The sequence below is a fragment of the Streptomyces peucetius genome, from assembly GCF_025854275.1.
GTDB classification, from domain to species: domain Bacteria; phylum Actinomycetota; class Actinomycetes; order Streptomycetales; family Streptomycetaceae; genus Streptomyces; species Streptomyces peucetius_A.
On sequence record NZ_CP107567.1, the window covers coordinates 7,890,047 to 7,915,421 of the forward strand.

Annotated in this window: 8 protein-coding genes and 1 pseudogene (1 of these 9 only partly in view); 6 read left to right on the top strand and 3 right to left on the bottom strand. The window is 72.5% G+C overall.

Translation table 11 applies throughout. The annotated features are described in order from the left end of the window. The 5 genes from OGH68_RS35475 to OGH68_RS35495 all read left to right on the top strand — a co-directional run. Nucleotides 1-8,797, top strand: the 3' portion of a protein-coding gene (locus OGH68_RS35475) for a type I polyketide synthase (RefSeq protein ID WP_264249692.1). Its footprint begins 2,351 nt before the window's first position; only the last 8,797 of its 11,148 coding nucleotides appear in the window; its start codon lies off the left edge, out of view; it ends in the stop codon at nucleotides 8,795-8,797. Nucleotides 8,798-8,817: 20 nt separating this feature from the next. Continuing rightward, nucleotides 8,818-10,332 carry an MFS transporter gene (locus tag OGH68_RS35480; protein WP_264249693.1) on the top strand — a complete coding sequence of 505 codons (1,515 nt, stop codon included), beginning with the start codon at nucleotides 8,818-8,820 and terminating at the stop codon, nucleotides 10,330-10,332. 45 nt (nucleotides 10,333-10,377) lie between these two features. Continuing rightward, nucleotides 10,378-11,856, top strand: coding sequence for a cytochrome P450 (locus tag OGH68_RS35485; RefSeq protein WP_264249694.1), 1,479 nt, complete (start codon nucleotides 10,378-10,380; stop codon nucleotides 11,854-11,856). Between the two features lie 97 nt (nucleotides 11,857-11,953). Continuing rightward, nucleotides 11,954-13,342 (top strand): DHA2 family efflux MFS transporter permease subunit, encoded by a 1,389-nt coding sequence (locus OGH68_RS35490; protein ID WP_264249695.1) that lies wholly within the window; start codon nucleotides 11,954-11,956, stop codon nucleotides 13,340-13,342. Nucleotides 13,343-13,545: 203 nt separating this feature from the next. Continuing rightward, nucleotides 13,546-21,843, top strand: a complete 8,298-nt coding sequence (locus tag OGH68_RS35495) for a type I polyketide synthase (RefSeq protein WP_264249697.1) — start codon at nucleotides 13,546-13,548, stop codon at nucleotides 21,841-21,843. Nucleotides 21,844-22,010: 167 nt separating this feature from the next. Here OGH68_RS35495 and OGH68_RS35500 read toward each other — a convergent pair. From OGH68_RS35500 to OGH68_RS35510, 3 genes and pseudogenes are all read right to left on the bottom strand, one after another. Further along, nucleotides 22,011-22,180: pseudogene (locus OGH68_RS35500) on the bottom strand (glucosamine-6-phosphate deaminase); the annotation flags it as partial. A gap of 222 nt (nucleotides 22,181-22,402) precedes the next feature. Beyond that, nucleotides 22,403-23,158, bottom strand: coding sequence for a thioesterase II family protein (locus OGH68_RS35505; RefSeq protein ID WP_264249698.1), 756 nt, complete (start codon nucleotides 23,156-23,158; stop codon nucleotides 22,403-22,405). A 266-nt stretch (nucleotides 23,159-23,424) separates the two neighbouring features. Then, nucleotides 23,425-24,045: a DUF2867 domain-containing protein gene (locus tag OGH68_RS35510; RefSeq protein ID WP_264249699.1), complete on the bottom strand. Its 621-nt coding sequence runs from the start codon at nucleotides 24,043-24,045 to the stop codon at nucleotides 23,425-23,427. Between the two features lie 95 nt (nucleotides 24,046-24,140). Here OGH68_RS35510 and OGH68_RS35515 point away from each other — a divergent pair, with 95 nt between their 5' ends. Next, nucleotides 24,141-24,698 carry a TetR/AcrR family transcriptional regulator gene (locus OGH68_RS35515; RefSeq protein WP_264249700.1) on the top strand — a complete coding sequence of 186 codons (558 nt, stop codon included), beginning with the start codon at nucleotides 24,141-24,143 and terminating at the stop codon, nucleotides 24,696-24,698. The last annotated feature ends 677 nt before the right edge of the window (nucleotides 24,699-25,375 follow it).

Consider the following 25,375-nt stretch of genomic DNA (forward strand, 5'->3'; position numbering starts at 1 on the left):
CTTCTACTCCACGGCCGTGGGCGGGTTCGTCGACACGGCGACGTTGGATGGCTCGTACTGGTACGGGAATCTGCGCGGCCGGGTGGGTTTCGAACCTGCTGTGCGGGCTCTGGCGGACAACGGCACGGGGTGTTTCCTGGAGATGTCGCCGCATCCGGTGCTGGCGATGGCGGTCGAGGAGACCCTGACCGCACACGGCGTCCAGGACCGCGTCGGCGTGGTGGGTTCCCTGCGGCGTGGTGAGGGTGGTCTGCGCAGGTTCCTGCTGTCACTGTCCGAAGCCCACACCGCCGGCATCCAGGTCGACTGGACCGTCCTGTTCCAGGACACCGGCGCCAAACGCGTCGAGCTCCCCACATACGCCTTCCAGCGCGAACGCTACTGGCTGGCCGGCACTGCGAGTGCCGGCGATGTGGCCGCAGCCGGCCAGAGCCGGTTGGAGCACCCGATCCTGTCGGCGGCGGTTCAGGTCGGCGACCGCGACGAATGGGTGCTCACCGGACGCCTGTCCACCGAGACCCATCCGTGGGCCGCCGAGCATCTGCTCCTCGGAACCATCGTCGTGCCGGGCACCGTGTTGGTCGAGTTGGCGCTTGCCGCCGGCCGCCAGGTCGATGCTCCCCTCCTCGACGAGCTGGTGCTGGAAGCACCGCTGCTCCTGTCGGACGACACCGCCGTCCAGGTCCAGGTGACCGTCGGTCCGGCGGGGGAGGACGGTCGCCGCGAGGTCGCCGTCTACACCCGACCGGAGACCGGTGAGGACGACGAGCAGGCGGAGACCACCTGCCACGGGCGTGGCCGGCTGGCCACGGACCCTGAGCAGGCGGCGGCGGTCTTCCCGCTGCAGTGGCCGCCCGCCGAGGCCGAGCAGGTGTCGGTGGACGGGCTCTACACGTCGCTGGCGGATCTCGGGTTCGACTACGGGCCCCTGTTCCAGAATGTGCGGGCCGCATGGCGGGCCGGTGACGAGGTCTATGCCGAGGTCGCGCTCCCGGACGGCACCGACGCCTCCGGGTTCGGGATCCACCCGGGCCTGTTCGACGCCGCGCTGCACGGCCGGGCCGTGACCCGTTCCCCGGAGACCGGCGCCGGCGCCGGCGCGGATCTGCCGATCTCCTGGTCGGGGGTACGCCTCGGCGAGACCGGAGCCACCCGGGCACGCGTACGGATCGCCCCGACAGGCGGAAACGCAACCCGCGTCGACGTGCTCGACGAGACCGGGGCGACCGTCCTAACCGTGGACGTCCTCGGACTCCGTCCGCTGGAGCCCACGCAACTCCACCGTGCCCAGGGCACGAAGAACTCGCTGTTCCAGCTCGAGTGGGCCGAGATCACCCCCACGTCGTCGGCAGCGATGGAGGTCGCCGTCCTCGGTGAGGAGTACGCGGACCTGGCCGCGCTGGAGCAGGCGCTCGCCGACGGTGCCCAGGCACCGCAGGTGGTTGTCGCCCCGATCGGGACCCCGGCGGGCGACTCGGCACAGGCGGCGCGTGAACTCGCCGCCACCGCCCTGGCGTTGGTGCAGCGGTGGCTGGCCAGCGAGTGGCTCGGTGACGCCCGGCTTGTCGCGGCCACCCGTGGTGCTGCCGCTGTGGAAGGCGAGGCACCCGATGTCGCGCAGGCGTCCGCCTGGGGCCTGATACGGGGAGCCCAGTCCGAACACCCGGGCCGGTTCACTCTCGTGGACCTCGACGACAACGAGGCTCCGGACTGGGGCACGGTGCTCGGCCCGGACGAGCCGCAGCTCGCCGTCCGCAGCGGCCGGCTGTTCGCGCCGCGGCTGGCTCGCGCAGACGCTGCGGCCCATGACCGGGCACCGGACCCGACCGGGATGGTGCTCATCACCGGTGGCACGGGTGGTCTGGGTGCGCTGTTCGCCAGGCACCTGGCCGAGCACCACGGAGTGCGGCAACTGCTGCTGGTCAGCCGTCGCGGCCCGGCCGCCGACGGTGTCGCTGAGCTCGTGGCCGAGCTGGAGGCAGCCGGCGCGACCGCACGGGTCGAGGCCTGCGACGTCTCGGACCGTGACCAACTCGCCACTCTCCTCGCCTCGTTGGACCGACCGCTGTCGGCGGTCGTGCACGCCGCGGGTGTGTTCGACGGCGGCCTGGTCGAGACGATGACCGCCGAGCAGGTCGAGCGGGTGATGCGTCCGAAGATGGACGCGGCGTGGCACCTGCACGAGCTGACCGCCGGCATGGAGCTGTCGGCGTTCATCCTGTTCTCCTCGGCTGCCGCACTGATCGGCACGCCGGGCCACGCGAACTTCGTGGCGGCGAACGCTGCGTTGGACGCGCTGGCGGCCAAACGCCGCACGGAGGGCCTGCCCGCCACCTCGCTGGCCTGGGGCCTGTGGGCGGAAGCCGGTGGCATGGCCGGCGGCCTGGACGAGGCCGACCTCGCCCGGCTGGACCGGACCGGTGTCGCCGCGCTCTCCACCGAGCTGGGGCTCGGGTTGTTCGACCAGGCGCTGGGATCGGACGCGGCGCTGCTCGCCGCGGTTCAGCTGGACCTGGGTGCGTTGCGGACGCAGGCGCGGGCGGGTCTGCTGCCCGCCGTGCTGCGCGGACTGGTCCGGGTGCCGGCCCGTGGGGCCGGAGCGGGCGGCTCATTGGCGCAGCGGCTGGCGGGTGTGGCGGAGGCGGACCGCGAGCGGGTGGTGCTGGAGCTGGTGCAGGCGCAGGTCGCATCCGTCCTCGGGCACGCCTCCGGTGCGGCGATCGACCCGGAACGGGCGTTCAAGGAGCTGGGCTTCGACTCGCTGAGCGCGGTCGAGCTCCGCAACCGACTGTCCCAGTCCACCGGTGTGCGGCTGCCGGCGACGCTGGTCTTCGACCACCCGACCCCGGTGGCGGCCGCCCGGCTGCTCCTCGCCGAGGCCGGCGGCCTCGCGGAGGAGTCGCGTGCCGTGGTGCGGTCGCGACACGCGTCCGACGACGAGCCGTTGGCCATCGTCGGCATGAGTTGCCGCTATGCGGGTGGCGTCACGTCACCGGACGAGTTCTGGGAGTTGATCGCGTCCGGTCGGGACGCGATCTCGGGCCTGCCCACCGACCGTGGCTGGGACCTGGAACGGCTCTACAGCCCCGATCCGGACGAGCCGGGCACCTCGTACACGCGCAATGGCGGTTTCGTCGACGGTGTCGCCGACTTCGACGCGGAGTTCTTCGGGATCAGCCCGCGCGAGGCGCTGGCCATGGACCCGCAGCAGCGGCTGATCCTGGAGGCCGCGTGGGAGGCGTTCGAGAACGCGGGCATCGACCCCACCTCCCTGCGCGGCAGCGACACGGGATTCTTCTGCGGTGCGGTGGCGTCGGACTACGGCCTGCTGATGCCCCTCGAGCTGGAGGGGTACCGGATGACCGGCACGATGTCCAGCGTCCTGTCCGGTCGCGTCTCCTACACGCTCGGACTGGAGGGACCGGCGGTCTCAGTCGAGACGGCGTGCTCGTCGTCGCTGGTGGCGCTGCACATGGCGGCGCAGTCCGTACGCTCCGGTGAGTGCTCGATGGCACTGGTCGGCGGCGTGTCCCTGATGGCGACTCCGCTGCTGCTGACCGAGTTCAGCCGCCAGCGGGCGCTGTCGCCGGACGGACGCTGCAGGGCGTACGCGGCGTCCGCGGACGGCACGGGATTCTCGGACGGCCTGGGCCTGCTGGTCGTGGAGCGGCTGTCGGACGCCCGCCGCAAGGGCCATCGTGTGCTGGCGGTGCTGCGCGGCAGCGCGGTGAACCAGGACGGTGCGAGCAACGGTCTGACCGCACCGAACGGTCCTTCGCAGGAACGGGTCATCCGCCAGGCGCTGTCCAACGCCGGTTTGAACGCTGCCGACGTCGACGCGGTGGAGGGTCACGGCACGGGTACGAAGCTGGGTGACCCGATCGAGGCGCAGGCGCTGCTGGCGACCTACGGCCGGGAGCGCGGGGGGAGCGGCCCGCTGATGCTCGGGTCGGTCAAGTCCAACATTGGTCACAGCTCGGCGGCTGCGGGTGTGGCCGGTGTGATCAAGATGGTCATGGCGATGCGGCACGGCGTCCTGCCCAGGACGCTGCATGTGGACGAGCCGTCCCCGCACATCGACTGGTCGGCCGGTGACGTGGAGCTGCTGACGGAGGCGCGGGAGTGGTCGGCGTCGGAGCGTCCGCGCCGCGCGGGTGTGTCCTCCTTCGGTGTGAGCGGCACGAACGCGCACGTGATCTTGGAGGAGGCGCCCGCCGAGGAACCGGCCGAGGCGCCGGCCACGAGCACCGAGCTCCCGGTGGTGCCGGTGGTGGTGTCGGCGAAGTCTGCGGCGGCGTTGCGGGAGCAGGCCGCTCGTCTGCGGGCGCACCTTGTGGCGGAGCCGGAGGTGTCTCTCGGGGATGTCGCGTTCTCGGCGGTGACGACGCGGGCGCGGTTGGAGCATCGTGGTGCGGTGGTCGCGGCCGGCCGTGAGGAGTTGCTGGCGGGGCTTGCCGCTCTGGCTGCCGGGGAGCCGGCCGAGCATGTGGTCGAGGGCCGTGCGGTCGGTGGCAATCCGGTGTTCGTGTTCCCGGGTCAGGGGGCGCAGTGGGCCGGTATGGCGGTGGAACTCCTCGATTCCTCTTCGGCGTTCGCCGAGCAGATGGCGGCGTGTGACGAGGCGCTGTCCGCGTTTGTGGACTGGCGTGTGGTGGATGTGCTGCGTGAGGTGGAGGGTGCGCCGTCGCTGGAGCGGGTGGATGTGGTCCAGCCGGTGTTGTGGGCGGTGATGGTTTCGCTGGCGGGTCTGTGGCGGGCCCATGGGGTGGAGCCGTCGGCGGTGGTGGGGCACTCGCAGGGCGAGATCGCCGCCGCGTGTGTGGCGGGCGGGTTGTCGTTGGAGGACGGTGCGCGGGTGGTGGCGTTGCGCAGCCGTCTGGTGCGTGAGCGTCTGGCCGGCCTGGGCGGCATGGTGTCGGTGGCGCTGCCGGTGGGGCAGGTCGAGGAGCTGCTGGTTGCGTTCGAGGGCCGGGTGTCGGTGGCGGCGGTGAACGGCCCGGCGGCGGTGGTGATCGCGGGTGAGCCGGGTGCGCTGGACGAAATCGTCGCCGGCTGCGAGCGCGACGGTGTGCGGGCGCGTCGGGTGGCGGTGGACTACGCCTCCCATTCGGTGCAGGTGGAGACCATCGAGGCGGAACTGCTGAAGGTCCTGGCGCCCCTGACGCCGGTGTCGGGACGCGTGCCCTTCTACTCCACGGCCATGGGCGGGTTCGTCGACACGGCGACGTTGGATGGCTCGTACTGGTACGGGAATCTGCGCGGCCGGGTGGGTTTCGAGCCTGCCGTGCGGGCTCTGGCGGACAACGGCACGGGGTGTTTCCTGGAGATGTCGCCGCATCCGGTGCTGGCGATGGCGGTCGAGGAGACCCTGACCGCACACGGCGTCCAGGACCGCGTCGGCGTGGTGGGTTCCCTGCGGCGTGGTGAGGGCGGTCTGCGCAGGTTCCTGCTGTCCCTGTCCGAAGCCCACACCGCCGGCATCCAGGTCGACTGGACCGTCCTGTTCCAGGACACCGGCGCCAAACGCGTCGAGCTCCCCACATACGCCTTCCAGCGCGAACGCTACTGGGCGACCGGTGCCGCAGGTGCCGGCGATGTGGCCGCGGCCGGTCTGGCCCGGATCGGGCACCCGATCCTGTCGGCGGCGGTGCAGGTCGGCGACCGTGACGAATGGGTGTTCGCCGGGCGGATGGCGTTGGACACCCAGCCCTGGGCCCGTGACCACATGGCCTTCGGGATGGTCCTGGCGCCGACCACGACCCTGGTCGAGTTGGCGCTTGCCGCCGGCCGCCAGGTCGATGCTCCCTTGCTCGACGAGCTGGTGCTGGAAGCACCGCTGCTCCTGTCGGACGACACCGCCGTCCAGGTCCAGGTGACCGTCGGTCAGGCCGGGGAGGACGGCCGCCGCGAGGTCGCCGTCTACACCCGACCGGAGACCGGCGAGGACGACGAGCAGGCGGAGACCACCTGTCACGGGCGCGGCCGGCTGGCCATGGACGCCGAACCGGCGGCGGCGGTCTTCCCGCTGCAGTGGCCGCCCGCCGAGGCCGAGCAGGTGTCGGTGGACGGGCTCTACACGTCGCTGGCGGATCTCGGGTTCGACTACGGGCCCCTGTTCCAGAATGTGCGGGCCGCATGGCGGGCCGGTGACGAGGTCTATGCCGAGGTCGCGCTCCCGGACGGCACCGACGCCTCCGGGTTCGGGATCCACCCGGGCCTGTTCGACGCCGCGCTGCACGGCCGGGCCGTGACCCGTTCCCCGGAGACCGGCGCCGGCGCCGGCGCGGATCTGCCGATCTCCTGGTCGGGGGTACGCCTCGGCGAGACCGGAGCCACCCGGGCACGCGTACGGATCGCCCCGACAGGCGGGAACGCAACCCGCGTCGACGCCATGGGCGAGCAGGGCGAACCGGTGGTGAGCGTCGACCGGATCGCGTTCCACCCGGTCGACCCGTCCCATCTGGAGGCATTGCGCCGTGGTGGCGCGACCCCCCTGTTCGAGCTCGACTGGACGACGGTCACCGTGGCGCCGACGCAGGCGCGGGTGGCGGTCCTCGGCGAGGACTTCGGGGATCTGGACGCGCTGGAGCAGGCGCTCGCCGACGGTGTCCAGGCACCGGAGGTGGTCGTCGCCCCGATCGGGTCGCCGGCCGGTGAGGTGGCCGAGGCGGCGCGGACGATTACGGCGAGTGCGCAGGCGCTCGTGCGGCGGTGGCTGGCCGGCGACCGGTTCGGGGAGATCCGGCTGGTCGTGACGACCCGCGGCGCGGTGGCCGTGGGCGACGAGGCGCCGGACATCGCGCAGGCGTCCGCCTGGGGCCTGATACGGGGAGCCCAGTGCGAACACCCGGGGCGGTTCCTGCTCGTGGACCTCGACGGCGGGCAGCCGGACCGGTCTGCGCCGACCGTCGCCGACGAACCGCAGCTCGCCGTGCGCCAGGGCCGGGTGCTGGCACCGCGGCTGCGCCGGGTGTCGGCAACGCCCTCGGTGCCCGCGCTGGACGCGGACGGCACGGTCCTGGTCACCGGCGGTCTCGCCACGGTGTTCGCCAGGCACCTCGTCGAGCGGTACGGCGTCAAGCGGCTGCTGCTGGTGAACGACCCGACCGTCGACGTCAACGGCCTCAACGCGCACGAGGCCAACGACGTCAACGGCCTCGACGCGCTCGGCGCCGCCGACGTCCGGACCGAGGACTGCGTCCTCACCGACCGGGACCAGGTGGCCCGCCTGCTGGAGTCGGTCGAGGGGCCGCTCACCGCCGTCGTGCACACCTCGTACGGACCGGTCGACGCGGCGTGGCACCTGCACGAACTCACCGCGGGGATGGGCCTGTCGGCGTTCGTGCTGTTCGCCCCGGCCGCGTCACTGACCGGCGCCGTGGGGCGGGCGGAGGACGCCGGTGCGGACGCGGCGCCGGCCGCGCTCGTGGCGAGGCGGCGTGCAGAGGGCCTCACCGGCACCGTGCTCGCGTGGGCGCCGGGGGAGGCCGGGACCGCGTTGGGGGCGTTCGACCAGGTCCTCGGGCTCGACGCGGCGCTGCTGGTCTCGGCGCGGCTGGACCAGAGCACGCTGCGGGCGCAGACACGGGCCGGGACGCTGCCGGCTGTGCTGCGCGGGCTGGTCCGGATGCCGGCCCGCCGCGCCGAGTCCGGTGTGTCGCTGGCGCAGCGGCTGGCGGGTGTGGCCGACGGCGACCGCGAGCGGGTGGTGCTGGAGCTGGTGCAGGCGCAGGTCGCATCCGTCCTCGGGCACGCCTCGTCCGCCGCGATCGACCCGGAACGGGCGTTCAAGGAGCTCGGCTTCGACTCGCTGGCCGCTGTCGAGCTGCGCAAGCGGCTCTCCCAGGTGACCGGTCTGCCGCTGCCGGCCGCGTTCGTGTTCGAGCACCCGACGCCCGCGGACATCGCCCGGCGGCTCGTCACCGAGATCGGTGGGTCGTCGCCGGAGCCCCGTACGGGTGGGGGCACCGCCGCTGTGGCGGTGCCGGACGGCGGCCACGGAGCGGTCGGCACGATGCTTCAGGAGGCGTTCGCGTCGGGGACGATGGCCGAGGCGCTGACGCGGCTGGTCGAGGCGTCGGGGCGCAGGCCGTCCTTCACCTCGCCCGCCGAACCGGCGGACGGGGACGGGCACGTGGTGCGGCTCGCCTCGGGGCCGGGACAGGTGAAGATCGTCTGCATCCCGTCCTACGTGTATGTGGTCGACTCCGGCCCGGAGCAGTTCCTGCGGATCGCCGACCGGTTCGACGGCGTTCGGGACGTCCACGTCTGCACCCTGCCCGGGTTCCTGGGCGGCGAGCCCGTGCCGGCGTCGTGGGATACGGCGATGACGGTGCTAGAGAACTCGGTTCGCCGCGCGGTCGGTGATGCCCCGTTCGTCCTGGTCGGTTACTCCATGGGCGGCGCTGTCGCGCAGAGCCTGGGGGCCAGGCTGGAGGCGGCGGGCACCGCTGCGGAGGGTGTCGTGCTGATCGACACCCCGGCGGGGCGTCCGGAGACGGACGGCGCGTTCTCCTCGGTGCTCACCGCGATCTTCGACCGGGAGCAGCGGGGAGTGGTGATCGAGGACACGAGCTGGCTCGCCATGGGCGCCTGGCTGCGTCTGTTCACCGAGCGGCCGGACGCCGCGGTCACCGCCCCGACCCTGATGGTCAGGGCGACCGAGTCCATCGGCGGGGCCACCGTGGAGTGGGCCGCGAGCGACGACCACGTCGAGATCGCCGCGGACCACTTCGCGCTGATCGAGAGCGCCGCCACCGCCACGGCGGACGCGATCGAGGGGTGGATCCAGAAGTGAACCGACGCGTGGATCCACAAGTGAGCGGAACAGCACAGCGCAGCGGAACAGCACAGCGCAACGGCGCGGCGATCGCGGTCGTCCTCGTCGGTGTCTTCATCGCGGCACTGGACGTACTGATCGTCAACATCGCGTTCCCGGACTTCCAGCGTTCGTTCCCGACGGCGAGCCTGACCGACATCTCCTGGGTGCTGAGCTCCTACGCGATCACGTTCGCCGCGCTGCTGATGCCGGGCGGCCGCTGGGCGGACCGGTCCGGCCGCAAGCGGGCGTTCCTGATCGGCCTGACGCTGTTCGCGGCGGCGTCGGCGGTCTGTGCCGCCGCCCCGTCGCTCGAGGTGCTGGTGGCCGCCCGCGTCCTCCAAGGCGCGGGCGGGGCCCTCATGACGCCGAGTTCGCTCGGTCTGCTGCTCGCCCTCTTCCCGGACGACCGGCGGGCTGTGGCGATCGGGCTGTGGACCGCCGTCGGCGGTGCCGGCGCAGCGCTCGCGCCACCGATCGGCGGGCTCCTGGTGCAGATGGACTGGCGCTGGGTGTTCCTCGTCAACATCCCCATCGGCGTGGTCGCGGTGGTCATCGGCCGGCGCAGGCTGCCCGAGTTCCGGGAGGAGGGCCGCGCGGTCCCCGACGTACTGGGCATCCTGGTGCTCGCCGCGACCGTCGCGGCGATCGTCGCCGCCATCTCCCAGGGGCAGGACTGGGGTTGGGGCGGACCCCGGGTGATCGGCCTGTTCGTGCTCGGTGTGCTCGGTATCGGCTTCACCGGGTGGCGCGCGCGGCGCCACCCGGCCCCCGTCATCGAGCCCGCCATCGTGCGCATCCGAGCCGTGGCGCTCGGCAACATCGGGACGCTGCTGTTCTTCGCCGGGGTCGGCGCGATGATGGTCGGCTCGACGCTCTTCCTGTCGGGTGTGTGGCAGCACTCGGTCCTGCGCACCGCGATGGAGATCACGCCGGGACCGGTCATGGCCACGCTGTGCGCGGTTCCCGCCGGCCTCCTCGCCTCCCGGTACGGCGTGGGCCCGGTCGGCCTGGTCGGGGGAGTGGTCTTCGCGGCCGGCGGTGTCTGCTGGGCGCTGATGACCACCGGCGAGCCGGACTACGTCGCCCAGTTCCTCCCCGGCTCGGTCATCGGCGGCATCGGGTTCGGCCTCATGCTGCCGTGTCTGGGCGCGGCGGCCACCTTGTCCCTGCCGGCCGAGCGGTTCGCGACCGGCACCGCCCTGTCCTCCATGTGCCGTCAGATCGGGATGGCGCTCGGCGTCGCGGTGGTGACGGCGGTGCTCGCCGCCGACACGGGCCTCGGAGCCTTCCACACCGCCTTCCTGATCATGGCGGGCTGCAGCCTCGCCGGCGGGCTCGCCCTCTTCTTGATCGGAAAGCCCCGGGACCCTGCCGCGGCGACCGGGGTCCCGGGGCAGGACGCCACGGCGACCACATCCCCCGCTCAGGACGCCGCGGCGACCGCGGCCCCGGAGCGAACCCCGGCGACCGCGGCCCCGAAGCCCGGGGCGGCAGACGTGCCGACCGCCTGAGACCCGACAACACCTCGAAACCGGAAAGACGAAAGGAATCCAGGAATGGACACCCCGAAAACCGAGAACGCGACCGACTGCCCGGTCGACCACGTCAAAACGGCGCCGGCCGAGCCCGCCGCCGGGTGCCCGGTGGACCACGCGAAACCGCAGGCGAAGCCGGCCGCCGTCCCCGCATCCACGCTGGGCGGGCCGAAAGGCTCCCTGCCGATCCAGGCGCTGAAGCTGTTCTCGCACCCGTCGGAGTTCATGACGAAGTGCCGCCAGTCCTACGGCAGTCGCTTCCGGGTGAACATCTTTCCCGGTGCGCAGATATACGTGCTCACCGACCCCGACGACGTGAAGGCGATGTTCCTCGCCCCGCGCGACGTGCTCTACACCGGGTCGAGCAGCGCCCAGATCGAGAAGTTCACCGGCCAGACCGGCCTCGCCTGGCTCGACGAGGACGAGCACACCAAGCGGCGCAAGACACTCATGCCGAGCTTCAAGGGCGGGGCGCTGCAGCGCATCGACGCGGCGATCGGCGCGATGGCCGAGCAGTACGTCGCCCAGTGGCCGCGCGACCGGGTCGTCTCGCTGCACCCCTACGTCCACCGGTTCACCATGCAGGTGATCCGCGAGGTGGTCTTCGGGAACGCGGTGCCGTCCTGCTGGGACGAGCTGTTCGAAGAGCTGATGCGGATGCTCGACTTCAACCGCCGCAAGGCATCGCTGCTGCTGCTGCACCGGCTGTCGCCGGCGAAGATGAAGATGGTCCGCGCGATCAAGCCGCTGGGGGTCGACGACTTCGTCAAGACCCGTGCGCGGGTGGACGCGCTGATCGCCAAGGCGGTCAAGGAGCGTCTGGAGTCCGGCGTGTCCGGCGACGACATGCTCTCCGTGATGCTGAGCCTCACCAAGGACGACGGTTCGCAGCTCAGCGGGGTCGAGATCCGCGACGAGATGATGACGATGTTCCTGGCGGGCACCGAGACCACCGCCGCGGGCATCTGCTGGACGCTGGAGTACCTCACCCGCGAGCCCGAGGTGCTCAAGAAGGTCCTGGCCGAGATCGACGAGGGCACCGACGACGCCTACCTCACCGCCGTGGTCCACGAGGTGCTGCGGCTGCGGCCGCCGACACCGCAGATCATCCCGCGCGCGGTGATGAAGCCGATCGAGATCGGCGGGATCCAGTACGGGCCGGGGATGCACCTGTGGGCCAGCGGCTACCTGCTCAACCGGGACCCGGAGCGCTACCCGCAGCCCGACGAGTTCCGTCCCGAGCGCTTCATCGGCACCAAGCCGGGCGCCTACACCTGGATCCCGTTCGGGGGCGGCCACACCCGCTGCCTCGGTGACCGGATCGCGATCCTGGAGATGAAGGCCGTCGTCCGCGAGGTGCTCTCCACCTGCGAGCTCCGTCGAGCCGACCCGAAGCCCGAGGCGCCGCGCAGCCGCGCCGTCGTCATCATCCCGGAGCACGGCACCCGCCTGGAACTCCGGGCGAAGGCCCCCAAGCGCAGCCTTGCCGGGGGAAGTTGACCGCCGGTCAGGGGCCCCACCAGGGGGCCTCGGGTTCTTGGACATGACCGTTCGGCCCGGCGTGGATGTCGTCGCAAATCGATCTTAAGGAAATGAATTGACCACCAAACAACGATGGGTGCTGGCGCTGATCTCGCTGGCCTCGTTGATGATCATGCTGGACGCGCTGGTCGTCACCACGGCGCTGCAGGCCATCCGACTCGACCTGGGCGCTTCCGCGGAACAACTCGAGTGGTCGGTCAACGCCTACACGCTGCCCTTCGCCGTGCTGATGATGGCGGGCGCGGCGGTGGGCGACCGGTACGGCCGCAAGCGCGTGTTCATCATCGGGATCGTCGTGTTCACGATCGCCTCGGTGGCCTGTGCCCTCTCGCCGAGCATCGGCTGGCTGATCGCGGCCCGCGCTCTGCAGGGCATAGGCGCCGCGGCGTCCGCCCCCGTCGCGCAGACGATTCTGACCTCGGAGTTCAGCCCGGAGGAGCGGCCGAAGGCACTCGGCGTGTACTGGGGAATGACCGGCCTCGCGACGCTCGGCGGACCGATCGTCGGCGGCATCGTCGTGGAGACCGCCGCCTGGCAGTGGATCTTCTGGCTGAACGTGCCGCTCGCGGTGGTGCTGCTCCCGCTGATCATCGCCAAGCTTCCCGAGAGCCACGGCGAGGCACGCCGGATGGACTTCGCCGGCATCGGCCTGGTCACCATCGCCGTGTTCGGTCTGGTGTGGGGCCTGGTCCGCGGCAACGTCGTCGACTGGACCAGCGCCGAGGTCCTTGCCGCACTCATCGGGGGCGCGCTCGCGCTGGTCGCGTTCGTGTGGTGGGAGCTGCGGACCACGGATCCGCTGCTGCCGCTGCGGTTCTTCAAGTCCCGGGCGTTCTCGGCCGGCAACGCCTCCGTCTTCCTGCTGTTCGCCTCCACGTTCGGTGGCCTGTTCTTCTTCGCGCAGTTCCTCCAGACCGTGCTGCACCACGGTCCGCTGGGCGCAGGCGTGCGGCTGGCCCCGTGGACGGTGACCGTGATCCTCTTCGCGCCCATCGCGGGCAAGCTGGTCAACAAGTTCGGCGAGCGTCCACTCGTCGCGGGCGGCCTGCTGATGCAGGCGATCGCCTCCGGCTGGTTCGCCGTGATCGCCGGCCCCGACGTGTCGTACAGCTCGATGATCGCGCCGTTCGTCCTCGCCGGCGCGGGCACGTCGATGGTGGTTCCCGCGGCGACCGCCGCGGTGTACGCCTCGGTACCCGAGGCGTCGTTCGGCGCGGCTTCCGGAACCTTCAGCACCATGCGGCAACTCGGCGGAGCCTTCGGTATCGCGCTCGCCGTCGCGGTGTTCGTCGGCGCCGGCGGGTACGGCTCGGTGCAGCAGTTCACCGACGGCTTCGGCGCGGCGATGGTCGCCGCGACGGTGGTGGCCCTGATCGGTGTGGTGGCCGGACTGGCGTTCCCCACCCGCCGGCCCGCCCCGGTGCCGGAGAAGGTCGCGGCGTGAGCTGAATGACAAACGGACGCCTGTGCGTCGGCCGCCCTGTGCGCCGACCACAGAGCGTCGGGCGCCTGTGCGTCGACGACAGGACGTCGGGCCGCACGGGCGCCGGCCGGACGGCATCGGCCGGACGGATACCGGCCGTTGGCACCGGCCGTTGACGCCGGCCGAATGACGCCGGCTTTGGAAAATCGGGGAAGAGGACTGAAGTGAATCAGCAAGCCGTTGCCGTGGTGGGGATGTCGTGCCGGGTCCCGGGAGCCGACGACATTCCCGCCTTCTGGCGGATGCTGCACGAGGGCGTCGACGCGATCGCCGAGGCGCCCGCGGAGCGGTGGTACGACGTACCGGAGCTGGCCGGCTACCGCCGGGGTGGCTTCGTCGACCGGATCGCCGACTTCGACGCCGGCTTCTTCGGCATCTCACCGCGCGAGGCCGAGGCGATGGACCCGCGCCAGCGCCTGGCGCTCGAGCTGAGCTGGGTAGCGCTGGAGCACGCCGGTGCGATGCCGGAAAGCCTGCGCGGCAGCGCCACATCGGTGTTCCTCGGCGCCACCGGCGACGATTACGCGTCACTGGTGCACCGGCACGGCCCGGACGCGGTGTCCCACCATTCGCTGGCCGGGCTGAGCCGGGGGCTGATCGCCAACCGGATCTCCCACTGGTTCGGCTTCCACGGGCCGAGCATCACCGTGGACACCGCGCAGTCCTCTTCCCTGGTCGCCGTGCACCTGGCCGCCGAGAGTCTCCGCTCGGGGCAGGCCCGGCTGGCACTGGCCGGCGGCGTCCACCTGAACGTGGTGCCCCAGAGCACGCTCGCCTTCGCCCGCGCGGGCGCGCTGTCTCCCGACGGCCGCAGCTACACCTTCGACTCCCGCGCCAACGGTTTCGTCCGGGGCGAGGGCGCCGGTGTGGTCGTCCTCAAACGTCTTCAGGACGCGGTCGCCGACGGCGACCCCATCCACTGCGTCCTGCTCGGCGGCGCGGTGAACCATGACGGCGACGGCCAGGCGCTGACCGTCCCGGACGGCGAGGCACAGCGGGCACTCCTGCACGAGGCGTACGCCCGAGCAGGCGTGGCACCCGAGCAGGTGCAGTACGTGGAGCTGCACGGCACCGGTACGAAGGCGGGCGACCCGGTCGAGGCCGGCGCGCTCGGTGCGGTGTTCGGCGAGGGCCGCGAGGGCGGGGAGCCGCTGCTCGTCGGGTCGGTGAAGACCAACATCGGGCACCTCGACGGCGCCGCCGGGGTCGTCGCTCTGATCAAGGTCGCGTTGTCGATGAAGCACGGTGCCCTCCCCGCGAGCCTCAACTTCGCCGAGCCGCACCCCGCGATACCCATGGACGAGTGGAAGCTGCGGGTGAACACGGCCACCGTGCCGTGGCCCGACGGCGACCGGCTCGCCGGGGTGAGCTCCTTCGGCATCGGCGGGACGAACTGCCACCTCGTCGTGGGCGACCACCCCGCGCCCGACCGCCCCGCGCCCGACCGCCCCGCGCCCGACCGCCCCGCGCCCGACCGCTCCGTGCCCGATCACCAGGTGTCCGATCGTGCCGTGCCCGAGCCCGCCGCCCTTGGCGTATCCGTGCCCGATGCCCCGGTGTCCGGTCCCTCCGTCGCGTCGCCGGAGCCCCGCTCCGGCCCCTCTCCCGTGCCCGTCGTGGTGTCCGCCAAGTCCCCGACGGCGCTGCGGGCCCAGGCGGAGCGGCTGCGGCAGTGGGTGGAGTCCGACCCGCAGCTGCGGCCCTCGGACATCGGCTGGTCCGCCGTGACGACCCGGTCGCCGCTCAAGCACCGGGCGGTCGTGGTCGCAGCGGACCGCGCCGAACTGCTGGACGGCCTGGCCGCGCTGGCGGCGGGCGAGGCGGCGGCGAACGTCGTCACGGGCGCCGCGTCCGCCCCGTCCGGTGTCGTATGGGTGTTCCCCGGGCAGGGCTCGCAGTGGGCCGGGATGGCTCTCGGGCTGTGGGAGTCGTCCCCCGTGTTCGCCGCCCGGATGGCCGAGTGCGAGCGGCTGTTGGGCGACATCGCCGGCTGGTCGCTGCGGGAGATGCTCGAGGACGAGGACGCGCTGGAGCGCGTCGACGTCGTGCAGCCCGCACTGTTCGCGGTGATGGTGTCCCTGGCCGACGTGTGGCGGTCGGTCGGCCTGGCACCGGACGCGGTCGTGGGCCACTCGCAGGGCGAGATCGCGGCGGCATGCGCGGTGGGGATGATGTCCCTCGCCGACGGACTGGGGCTGGTCCTGCGGCGCGCCCGGGCCATCGCCACCGGGCTGTCGGGCCGCGGGGCGATGGCGCTGCTGGAGATGCCCGCCGAGCAGGTGGTGGACACCGACCGGGTGTCGGTCGCGGTGGTGAACGGCCCGAACGCGGTGGCGGTCTCCGGCGATGTCGACGCGGTGCGCGAGGCCGTCGCCGACTGCCGGGCGCGCGGCATCCGCGCACGGTCGATCCCCATCGACTACGCCTCCCACTCCCCGCAGGTCGAGGAGATCCGGGACGAGGTTTTGGCGGTCGCGCAGGGCATCGCCACCACGGACACCGGCGTCGACTTCTACTCCACGGTCACCTGCGGCCGGCTGGGCGCCGCGGACCTGGACGCCGACTACTGGTACAGCAATCTCCGCCGCCCCGTCCGCCTCGCGGACACCGTACGGGTGGCCGCCGCCGACGGGCACACCGTCTTCCTCGAGATCAGCCCCCACCCGGTGCTGGCCATGGCCATCCGGGAAACCGTCGACGGAGTGGTGGCACAAGGGACACTGCGCAAGAGGGATGACGACCTCCGGCGCCTGCTGCTGTCCATGGCCGAGCTGTACACCAAGGGCCTCCCGGTGGACTGGCGGCCGCTGTTCGACGATGCCTGCCGGGTGGAGCTGCCCACCTACGCGTTCCAGCGCGAGACCTACTGGATCACCGGCGAGCACACCCAGCACACCGGGCCGGCCGGCCCGGCCGGGGCCACGACCGGGCTTTCCCACCAGGCCGAGCACCTCGACGCGAGCGACCGGCCCGACCAGGCCGATGCCGCCCTGATGACCGACCAGCAGCTGTGGCGGCTGGTCCGCTCCCAGGCGGCGGCCGTGCTCGGCCACACCGACCCCGCGCTCGTCGAGCCGGACAGCACCTTCAAGGAACTCGGCTTCGACTCGGTGACGGCGGTGGAACTGCGGGACCGCCTCAACTCCGCGACCGCTCTGCGCATGCCGACCTCGCTGCTGTACGACCACCCGACACCCAGCGCCGTGGTGCGGCACATACGCGGCGAACTGACCGGGCACGGGCCCGACCTGCCGCCGGACGAAGCCGGCTCCTCCTCCCACGGCGACTCCTCCCACAGCCCCTCCCACGACGACCCGATCGCGATCGTCGGCATGAGCTGCCGTTACCCGGGGGGCGTGTCCTCGCCGGAGGACCTGTGGCGACTGGTCGCCGACCAGGTCGACGCGATCACACCGTTCCCGCAGGACCGCGGATGGCCCGAGGCGTCCGGCGCGGACTACGTGCGCAGAGGCGGCTTCCTGCCCGAGGCGGGCGACTTCGACGCGGGCTTCTTCCGCATCAGCCCGCGCGAGGCCATGTCGATGGACCCGCAGCAGCGGCTGGTGCTGGAGACGACCTGGGAGGCGCTGGAGCGCGCCGGCCAGGACCCCACGGCGCTGCGCCGGAGCCGAACGGCGGTGTTCATGGGGGCCAGTGGCCAGGACTACTTGCCGCGCCTGTCCGAGGTACCGGAGAACCTGGCCGGCCACGCCCTGACCGGGGGCGCGTCCAGCGTCGTGTCCGGCCGCGTCGCCTACACCCTCGGCTTCGAGGGCCCGGCGGTGACCGTGGACACCGCCTGCTCGTCGTCGCTGGTGGCACTGCACATGGCAGCGCAGTCACTGCGGGCCGGTGACTGCTCGCTGGCGCTCGCCGGCGGTGTGACGGTCATGTCCACACCCGGCATGTTCGTCGAGTTCTCCCGGCAGGGCGGGCTCGCCGCCGACGGCCGGTGCAAGGCGTTCTCCGACTCCGCCGACGGCACCGGGTGGTCGGAGGGCGTCGGCGTGCTGGTCCTGGAACGCCTGTCGGACGCCCGGCGCAACGGCCGCCGCGTACTCGCGGTACTGCGCGGCAGCGCGATCAACCAGGACGGTGAGAGCAACGGGCTGACCGCCCCGAACGGCCCGTCGCAGGAGCGGGTGATCCGCCAGGCCCTGGCCGGCGCCGGCCTGTCCACGGCGGACGTCGACGCGGTCGAGGCGCACGGCACCGGCACGCAACTCGGCGACCCGATCGAGGCGCAGGCCCTGCTGGCCACCTACGGCCAGGACCGGCCGCAGCCGTTGTGGCTGGGGTCGCTCAAGTCGAACATCGGGCACACGCAGGCCGCCGCAGGCGTCGCCGGTGTGATCAAAATGGTCATGGCCATGCGCCACGGCGTCCTGCCCAGGACGCTGCACGCCGACGAGCCGACCGCGCACGTCGACTGGTCGGCGGGCGCCGTGGAGCTGCTGACCGAGCAGCGCGCCTGGCCCCAGGCCGACCGGCCGCGCCGCGCCGGTGTCTCCTCGTTCGGCATCAGCGGCACCAACGCGCACGTGATCATCGAGCAGGGCGATCCCGACGAGGTCACCGGCTTTCGGGAGCCGACCGGTGTCGTGCCGTGGCTGGTGTCCGCGCGGACCGCGTCGGCGCTGACCGCACAGGCCCAGCGTCTGTCGGCCGCGGTGTCCGCAGAACCGGCACCCGGCGTCGCCGACGTGGCCTGGACCCTGGCGACCGGCCGGACCGCCCTCGAGCACCGCGCGGTCGTACTCGGATCGGGGCGGCCGGAACTGCTGTCCGGCCTGGACGCGCTGGCGAACGGCGAACGCGCCCCGGGCCTGATCACCGGGACCGCGGGCGCCGCACCGGACATCGCCGTCCTGTTCTCCGGGCAGGGCAGCCAGCGGATCGGTATGAGCCGGGAACTGGTACGCGACTTCCCGGTGTTCGCCCAGGCGTGGAACGCGGTCTGCCAGGAGTTCGCCCCGCTGCTGGACCACTCGATCGACGACGTGGTGGCCGCAGAGCCCGGCTCCGAGCGGGCCGCGCTGCTCGACGAGACGGCCATGACGCAGCCCGCGCTGTTCGCCTTCGAGGTGGCGGCATACCGGCTGCTGGAGTCGTTCGGCGTCGAGCCGTCGGTCCTCGTCGGGCACTCGATCGGGGAACTGGCCGCCGCGCACGTGGCGGGAGTGTTCTCGCTCGCCGACGCGGCGCGCCTGGTGGCCGCGCGCGGCCGGCTGATGCAGGCCCTGCCCCGTGGCGGGGCGATGATGGCCGTCCAGGCCGACGAGGACCAGGTGCGCCAGGCGCTCGAGGGCCGGGAGGACTTCGCCTCGATCGCCGCGGTGAACGGCCCCACGTCCACGGTGATCTCCGGCGCCGAGGACGTGGTCCTCGACCTCGGAGCGATGTTCGCCGGGGCGGGCCACAAGACACAGCGGCTCCGCGTCTCGCACGCCTTCCACTCGCCGCTGATGGACCCCATGCTGGCGGAGTTCGAGCAGGTGGCACGGTCGGTGTCGTACGCGGCGCCGCGCGTCCCACTGATCTCGAACGTGACCGGCGGCCCGGCCGGGGACGGCGAGCTGGAACGGCCCGAGTACTGGGTGAGCCATGTCCGCCAGGCCGTGCGGTTCGCCGACGGCGTGCGCGCCGCGGTCGTGGCCGGGGCCGAGGTCTTCGTCGAGGCCGGCCCGGACGGGGTGCTGTCCGCCATGGCCCAGGAGACCCTGGCCCACCTCGCACCGGACGCGCCCGCGATCCCGCTCGCACGCAAGACCCGCTCCGAGTCACGCTCGGCCACCGAGGCGCTGGCCCGGCTGCACGTCGCCGGCGTGCCCGTGGACTGGCGCTCCTACCTCGGCGTCGTCGGGGCCGACGGCCGCCGGGCGGACCTGCCCACCTACGCCTTCGACCGCCAGCGCTACTGGGTGCGCGGCGAAGCACACAAAGGCGACGTCGCGGGCTCGGGGCTGGACGCGATCGAGCACCCGTTCCTCGCCGCCGCCACCGACCTCGCCGTCGGCGACCAGATCGTCCTCAGCGGCCGGATCTCGCCCGCCCGCGACCCCTGGCTCGCCGACCACGGCATCTTCCACAGCGCCGTACTCCCCGGGGCCGCCTACCTCGAGATGGCGCTGCAGGCCATGGACGTGGCCGGATGCCACCACATCGAGGAACTGACCCTGCAGGCGCCGCTGACCATCGGCGACGACGCGGTCGCCTTCCAGATCACCGTCGGCGCGGCCGACGACGAGGGCCGTCGCGACATCGGGTTCCACTCCCGGGCGACCGGGTCCAGGGCATGGACGCGGCATGCCACCGGCGTGCTGTCCGCGGCCACGGCCCCCGAACCGGAGCCCGCATCACAGGCGTGGCCGCCACCCGCGGCGACGCCGGTCGATCTTGCCGACTTCTACCCCGCGCTCGTCGGCCGCGGTTACGTGTACGGGCCTGCCTTCCAGGGCCTGCGCGGCCTGTGGCGCGCGGACGACGACGAGGTGTACGGAGAGATCCGGCTGCCCGCCGAAGTGCCGCACGCCTCCGGAGGGTTCGCCCTGCACCCGGCGCTGCTGGACGCGGCGCTGCACCCGGTGCTGTCGCTGCTCGCCGGCTCCGACCCCACCCAGGTGCTCCTGCCGTACTCCTTCTCCGGAGTGTCACTGCACGCACTCGCGGGAACGGACCTGCGCGTGCGGGTGGCACGTACCGGCACGCACGAGGTGTCGCTGCGGATCACCGGTCCGGGCGGTGCGCCGGTCCTGTCCGTCGAGTCGCTGGCGCTCATGCCCGCCTCGGTGGAGCAGCTGGCCCCCGCCGTCGCGCCCGACTCCCTGCTCACCGTGGAGTGGACGCCGCTGCCCGGCCTGGTCGAGCCCGGCCGGCCGGCGCCGGACGGGCAGTTCACGCATGTGGCGGCGTGCGGGGACGGGGACGTTCCCGGCGCGGCGCGGGCGACGGCGCACAAGGTCCTCGACCAGGTGCGGACCTGGCTGCGGGACGGGCTCGGCGAGACCCGGCGGGTGATCGTGACACGCAACGCGGTGGCGGTCACCACGGACGAGGCACCCGATCTCACCTGCGCTCCGGTCTGGGGCCTGATGCGGTCGGTGCAGGCGGAGCATCCGGACTCGTTCGTCCTCGTCGATACCGACCACCACGAGGAGTCGCTGCGCGCCCTGCAGTCGCTGGACCTGTCCGGCGAGCCGCAGATCGCGCTCCGACGCGGTGTGGCGTACGTGCCGCGGCTGTCTCCGGCGCCGTCCCCGACGGCCGACGGCCCGGCCTGGGACCAGGGCACGGTGCTGCTCACCGGGGCGACGGGCGCACTGGGCGCGCTGTTCGCCCGGCACCTGGTGGCCGAGCGCGGCGTGCGGAACCTGCTGATGCTCAGCAGCCGGGGGCCGGCGGCGCCGGGCGCCGACGAGCTGGTCGGCGAACTGACCGCGCTCGGCGCGCAGGTCACCCTCTGCGCGTGCGACGTGTCCGACCCGGCCCAGCTGGCCGAGGAGATCGAGCGGATCCCGGCCCACTCGCCGCTGAGCGCGGTCATCCACCTGGCGGGCGTGCTCGACGACGCCAGTGCGGAGTCCATGACGCCAAAGCAGCTCGAGCGGGTGTTCCGGCCGAAGGCAGACGCCGCGTGGCACCTGCACGAGCTGACGAAGAACCACCGGCTGTCGGCGTTCGTCCTCTACTCGTCCGTCGCCGGCGCGATCGGTACTCCCGGCCAGGCGAACTACGCCGCGGCCAACACCTTCCTGGACGCCCTGGCGGCGCACCGCAGGGCAGCCGGCCTGCCCGCGGTCTCGCTCGCGTGGGGGCCCTGGGAGCTCGGCATGGCGGGCACGCTCAGCCAGGTCGACCTCGCGCGGTTCCGGCGTATCGGCCTCGTGCCGCTGGCCGCCGCGGAGGGAACCGCGCTGTTCGACACCGCGCTCGCACTGGATGCGGCACTCGCCGTCCCCGCCGTGATCGACAAGGCGGCGCTGCGGCAGCAGAAGACCGTGCCCGCCATGTTCCGCGGCATGGTCGCACCGGAGCGGGAGCCGGCCAGGCGGCGCAGTGAGCCGTCGATCCTGCAGCGGCTGGCGGACCTGTCGCCGCAGGAGCGGTCGGACGAACTGCTGCAACTGCTGCTGTCCACCTCGGCCCTGGTCCTGGGCTACCCGTCCACCGACGACATCGACGCCGAGACGTCCTTCAAGGACATCGGGTTCGACTCCTTGAGCGGGGTGGAGTTCCGCAACCACATCAGGAAGGAAACAGGCGTGGAGATCCCGGCGACGGTGATCTTCAACTACCCGACCCCGGCGGCCCTGGTGGTCCACCTGCGGGACCGGCTGTTCCCGGACGACGGGTCCGCGCCGCAGTCGCAGGAAAGCGACGAGGCGCAGGCGACCGACGAGCTGGACGAGGAGTTCGACGCCATGGACGTCGAGGACCTGGTGCGGCGGGCGTTCTCCGAATGACGGTCAGGAGGACGGTACAGGAGGACTGAGGACCGCCCGACGGCCGTCGCCGGAGAGGAACTCTCCGGCGACGGCCGTCGGGCGGACGGGCCGGCGGACAGGCCCGCGACGTCATCGGTCCGCGGGGCTCGCCCGCGTACCGGCTGAGTCCGACGGGGTCCGGGCCCCGGCTGCTCGATGGGACCTCGCCCGTCCGTGCCGATGCCCAGCAGCTGGAGGTCCGCCCCGCCGGCCTCGGCCAGTGCGCGGCCCAAGGCCACGCAGGCCGCGGCGACGCCCTCGGCCGTGCCGTCGGGCTTGTGAAGGAGTCCTTGTTCAGCCCCAGCGGTGCGACGACCACACCGGCCGCATGCTGGTCGTGGCGCCGGCGCCACGGCATGCCGGGCGGGTACGCGACACTGCATGCCCGCCAGGACGCTCTGCGCCAGGCCGAGCCGTTTTGCGACGGCACCCTGCCGGCGGCCCGGTGCTCGCGCACAGGCCGGGCCGGCTCAGACGGCCCCGCGGCCTCCCGGCCGGAGCGGTGACGCTCCGGCCGGGAGGCCGCGGCCTGCCGGTGTCAGCGGACGAGCACCTCGCGGATGCGGCTGATCACGGACGGCGCGTGCTCGTTGAGATAGAAGTGGCCGCCGGAGTACTCGTGCAGGGTGAAGTCCCCCGAGGTGTGGCCCTCCCACGCATCGGCCTCCGCGCGGGTGACCTCCGGGTCGACGTCGCCCGTCAGCACCGTGACCGGGCAGCGCAGCAGCGGCGTACCGGGACGCTTGCGGTAGGTCTCGGCGGCCTTGTAGTCGGCGCGGATCGCCGGCAGCAGGCTGCGCAGCAGCTCGTCGTCCTCGAGCAGCTCCGGGCTGGTGCCGCTGAGGGCCTTGATGGTGCCGAGCAGCGTCTCGTCGTCGCTGAGGTAGACGGCGTCGTTGTCCCGGTGGCAGGACGGCGCCCGCCGGCCGGAGGCGAACAGCATCACCGGCTCGACGCCTTCGGCCTCGAGTCGCAGTGCGACCTCGTAGGCGAGGGTGGCGCCCAGGCTGTGGCCGAAGAGCGCGAGCGGACGGTCCGTCGACGGCCGCAGTTCCTCGGCCAGGATGTCGGCGAGCTTGGATATGTCGTCGACCGGGGCCTCGGTACGGCGGTCCTGCCGGCCCGGGTACTGCACGGCCACCACGTCGACGGCCGGCGACAGCGCCCGGGACACGGGAAAGTAGTACGTGGCAGAGCCGCCCGCGTGCGGGAAGCACACCAGGCGGGTCGGGGCCGAGTCGGCCGGGTGGTAGCGCCGCAGCCAGGCGCCGGTGTTCGTGGTCGAGCCGCTCATCGTCTGTTCCGTTCCTTCATGTTCTCTTGGTCCGGATCTGCACGCACCCGCACGGCCGGCGCGCACACCCGGATCAACAGCCCCCGTCAACCCGGCGCCGAGCCGGGCTGACCACATGACAAAAACCATATAGCAAAGCCATTTTGGCGATCAGTGACCGGCGTGAATGTCCGACCCCGCCCCGGCGTGGGGCGCTGAACCGGCGGCCACCCGTGCGCCGCAGCGGACCGTGCCGCAGGGCATGGGCCGTCCTGTGCCGGCCCCGGTCAGCTCACGCTCTTCTCACCCGCGCTCTTCTCGCCGGCGCTGGCCTCCCACCTTCGCCCGATCGCCCGAAGCAGCGCCGGGTACACCCCCAGATGCCGGAAGGGCTCGATGAGCGCCATGTACCCGGCGCCGAGTACCCCGTTGGGCTTCACCAGGACCGTCATCTGGCCGCGGTAGCCGTCGGCGCCGTCCGGGACCCAGCCGACGTGCATCAGCGCGTGCACCGTCCGGTTGGCCATCTCGGCCACCCACTCGTCATGCGTCTGGTAGACGGACGTGAACGGCATCGCGCGCATGTCGGGCCCCCGGGGCCCCTCGAGCAGATCCGCCGGCAGCCGGTCCCGCAGGGTCCGCACCCGGCCGCCGTCGCCGACATCCGGCTTGTCCCAGCCGAGCAGCTTCCCGAGCCTCCAGCGGACGGCGAAGAGCATGCGCGGCACAGGGGAGGACAGGTGCGACGCCTGCGCCGGGTCACCGGCCGTGAACTGGCGCACCAGTCGGTCGAGGTCGTCGGGACCGCCTGGCGTGGGCAGCGCCCACACGTCGTCGATCCGGAAGTCACCGGCGATCTCGTGGATGCGCCAGGGACGGGATGTGTGCGCGGTCTTAGGGAGTCTCATTGACCAGGCCCTTATCTATACGATGCCGTACAGATCAAGCTAGCACCGTCTATACGCCACCGTATAGAAAAGGAAAACGTGAGGGGCGACACATCATGGGCGTGGTCCGTACGCCTCGCGGCAAATGGATCGAAGAGGGGCTGCGGGCGCTTGCCGCCGGCGGCCCGCAGGCTGTCCGGATCGAGCCGCTGGCGCAAGCACTCGGCGTCAGCAAGGGCGGCTTCTACGGGTACTTCGCCAACCGGGACGCGCTGCTCGCCGAGATGCTCGACACCTGGGAGCACGAAGTCACCGAGACCCTGATCGAGCAGATCGAAAGCGCTGGGGGAGACCCCAGGGCCAAGCTGGAGCGGCTGTTCACGACCACCCCGCCCGCCGACGAGCCGATCACGGGCGTCGCGGTCGACCTCGCGATCCGCGGCTGGGCCCGGCGCGACGAGGCGGTGGCGCAGCGGCTGCGACGCGCCGACAACCGGCGCATGGAGTACCTGCGCTCGCTGTTCGGCGCCTTCTGCCCCGACGAGGACGACGTCGAGGTCCGCTGCATGCTCGCCTTCTCACTGCGCATCGGCAACCACTTCATCGCCGCCGACCACGGCGGTCACACCCGCGCGGAGGTCATGGAGCTGACCAGAGGATGGCTGCTGAGATAGCCGGTGCCCGCTGCCGCGTACAGCCACAAGCGGACCTTGACCGGGCCGGGGGCGGCACAGCGACGCGACGTCACTGAGCAAGCCCCCGCAGAGGGCCCGACCGTGCCGCACTCGTCCCCCGCAGCCGCCCTCACCGCCCCCGGTGCCCGCCGCCGTCGCGCGCGCGGGCTGTGCCGGAGCGCACACCGCGGATCAGCCCCTGCCGCCAGGCGCTGCTGCTCCGCGCCCGTCAGATGGCCTCGACTGCCCGGACGGCGTCCGCTCGCTCAACCATGCGGTCAGCATCCCCCACACCCGATGAGCGGGGCCGTGGAGCTACCAGCGCTGGGCAGGAGGTGCTGTTCTTGCCGCCGCCGGCTGACCGACACAGGTGACGGGGCGCGCGGGTGCTGGGCCCGCCAGGCGCGGCACCGTGCGGGCGGTCGGCGTCCGTGACGAGGATCGTCGAGGAGTTCGGTTGCGTGTGCCGCTGACCGGTGCCGTGCGGGTCCAGAACGGTTCGAAGCCCGTCTCGCGCGGTCCGGTTGCGATGTGCCGGGTTGGTGTCAGTGGAGGGGTGACAGTGACGGTACGTCAGGTCTGGATGTTTCCGCTGGTCGGGCGTTGAGTGAGGGCGTGGTCACTGTCGTGGGGCGGTGCATGCGACGGCCACGGCTTTCATGGGGCGGTACACCCCA

Excerpts from the sequence above, each read along its gene's own strand:
- OGH68_RS35485 (WP_264249694.1), top strand. The coding sequence starts at position 10,378 with ATGGACACCCCGAAAACCGAGAACGCGACCGACTGCCCGGTCGACCAC.
- OGH68_RS35505 (WP_264249698.1), bottom strand. The coding sequence starts at position 23,158 with ATGAGCGGCTCGACCACGAACACCGGCGCCTGGCTGCGGCGCTACCAC.
- OGH68_RS35510 (WP_264249699.1), bottom strand. The coding sequence starts at position 24,045 with ATGAGACTCCCTAAGACCGCGCACACATCCCGTCCCTGGCGCATCCAC.
- OGH68_RS35515 (WP_264249700.1), top strand. The coding sequence starts at position 24,141 with ATGGGCGTGGTCCGTACGCCTCGCGGCAAATGGATCGAAGAGGGGCTG.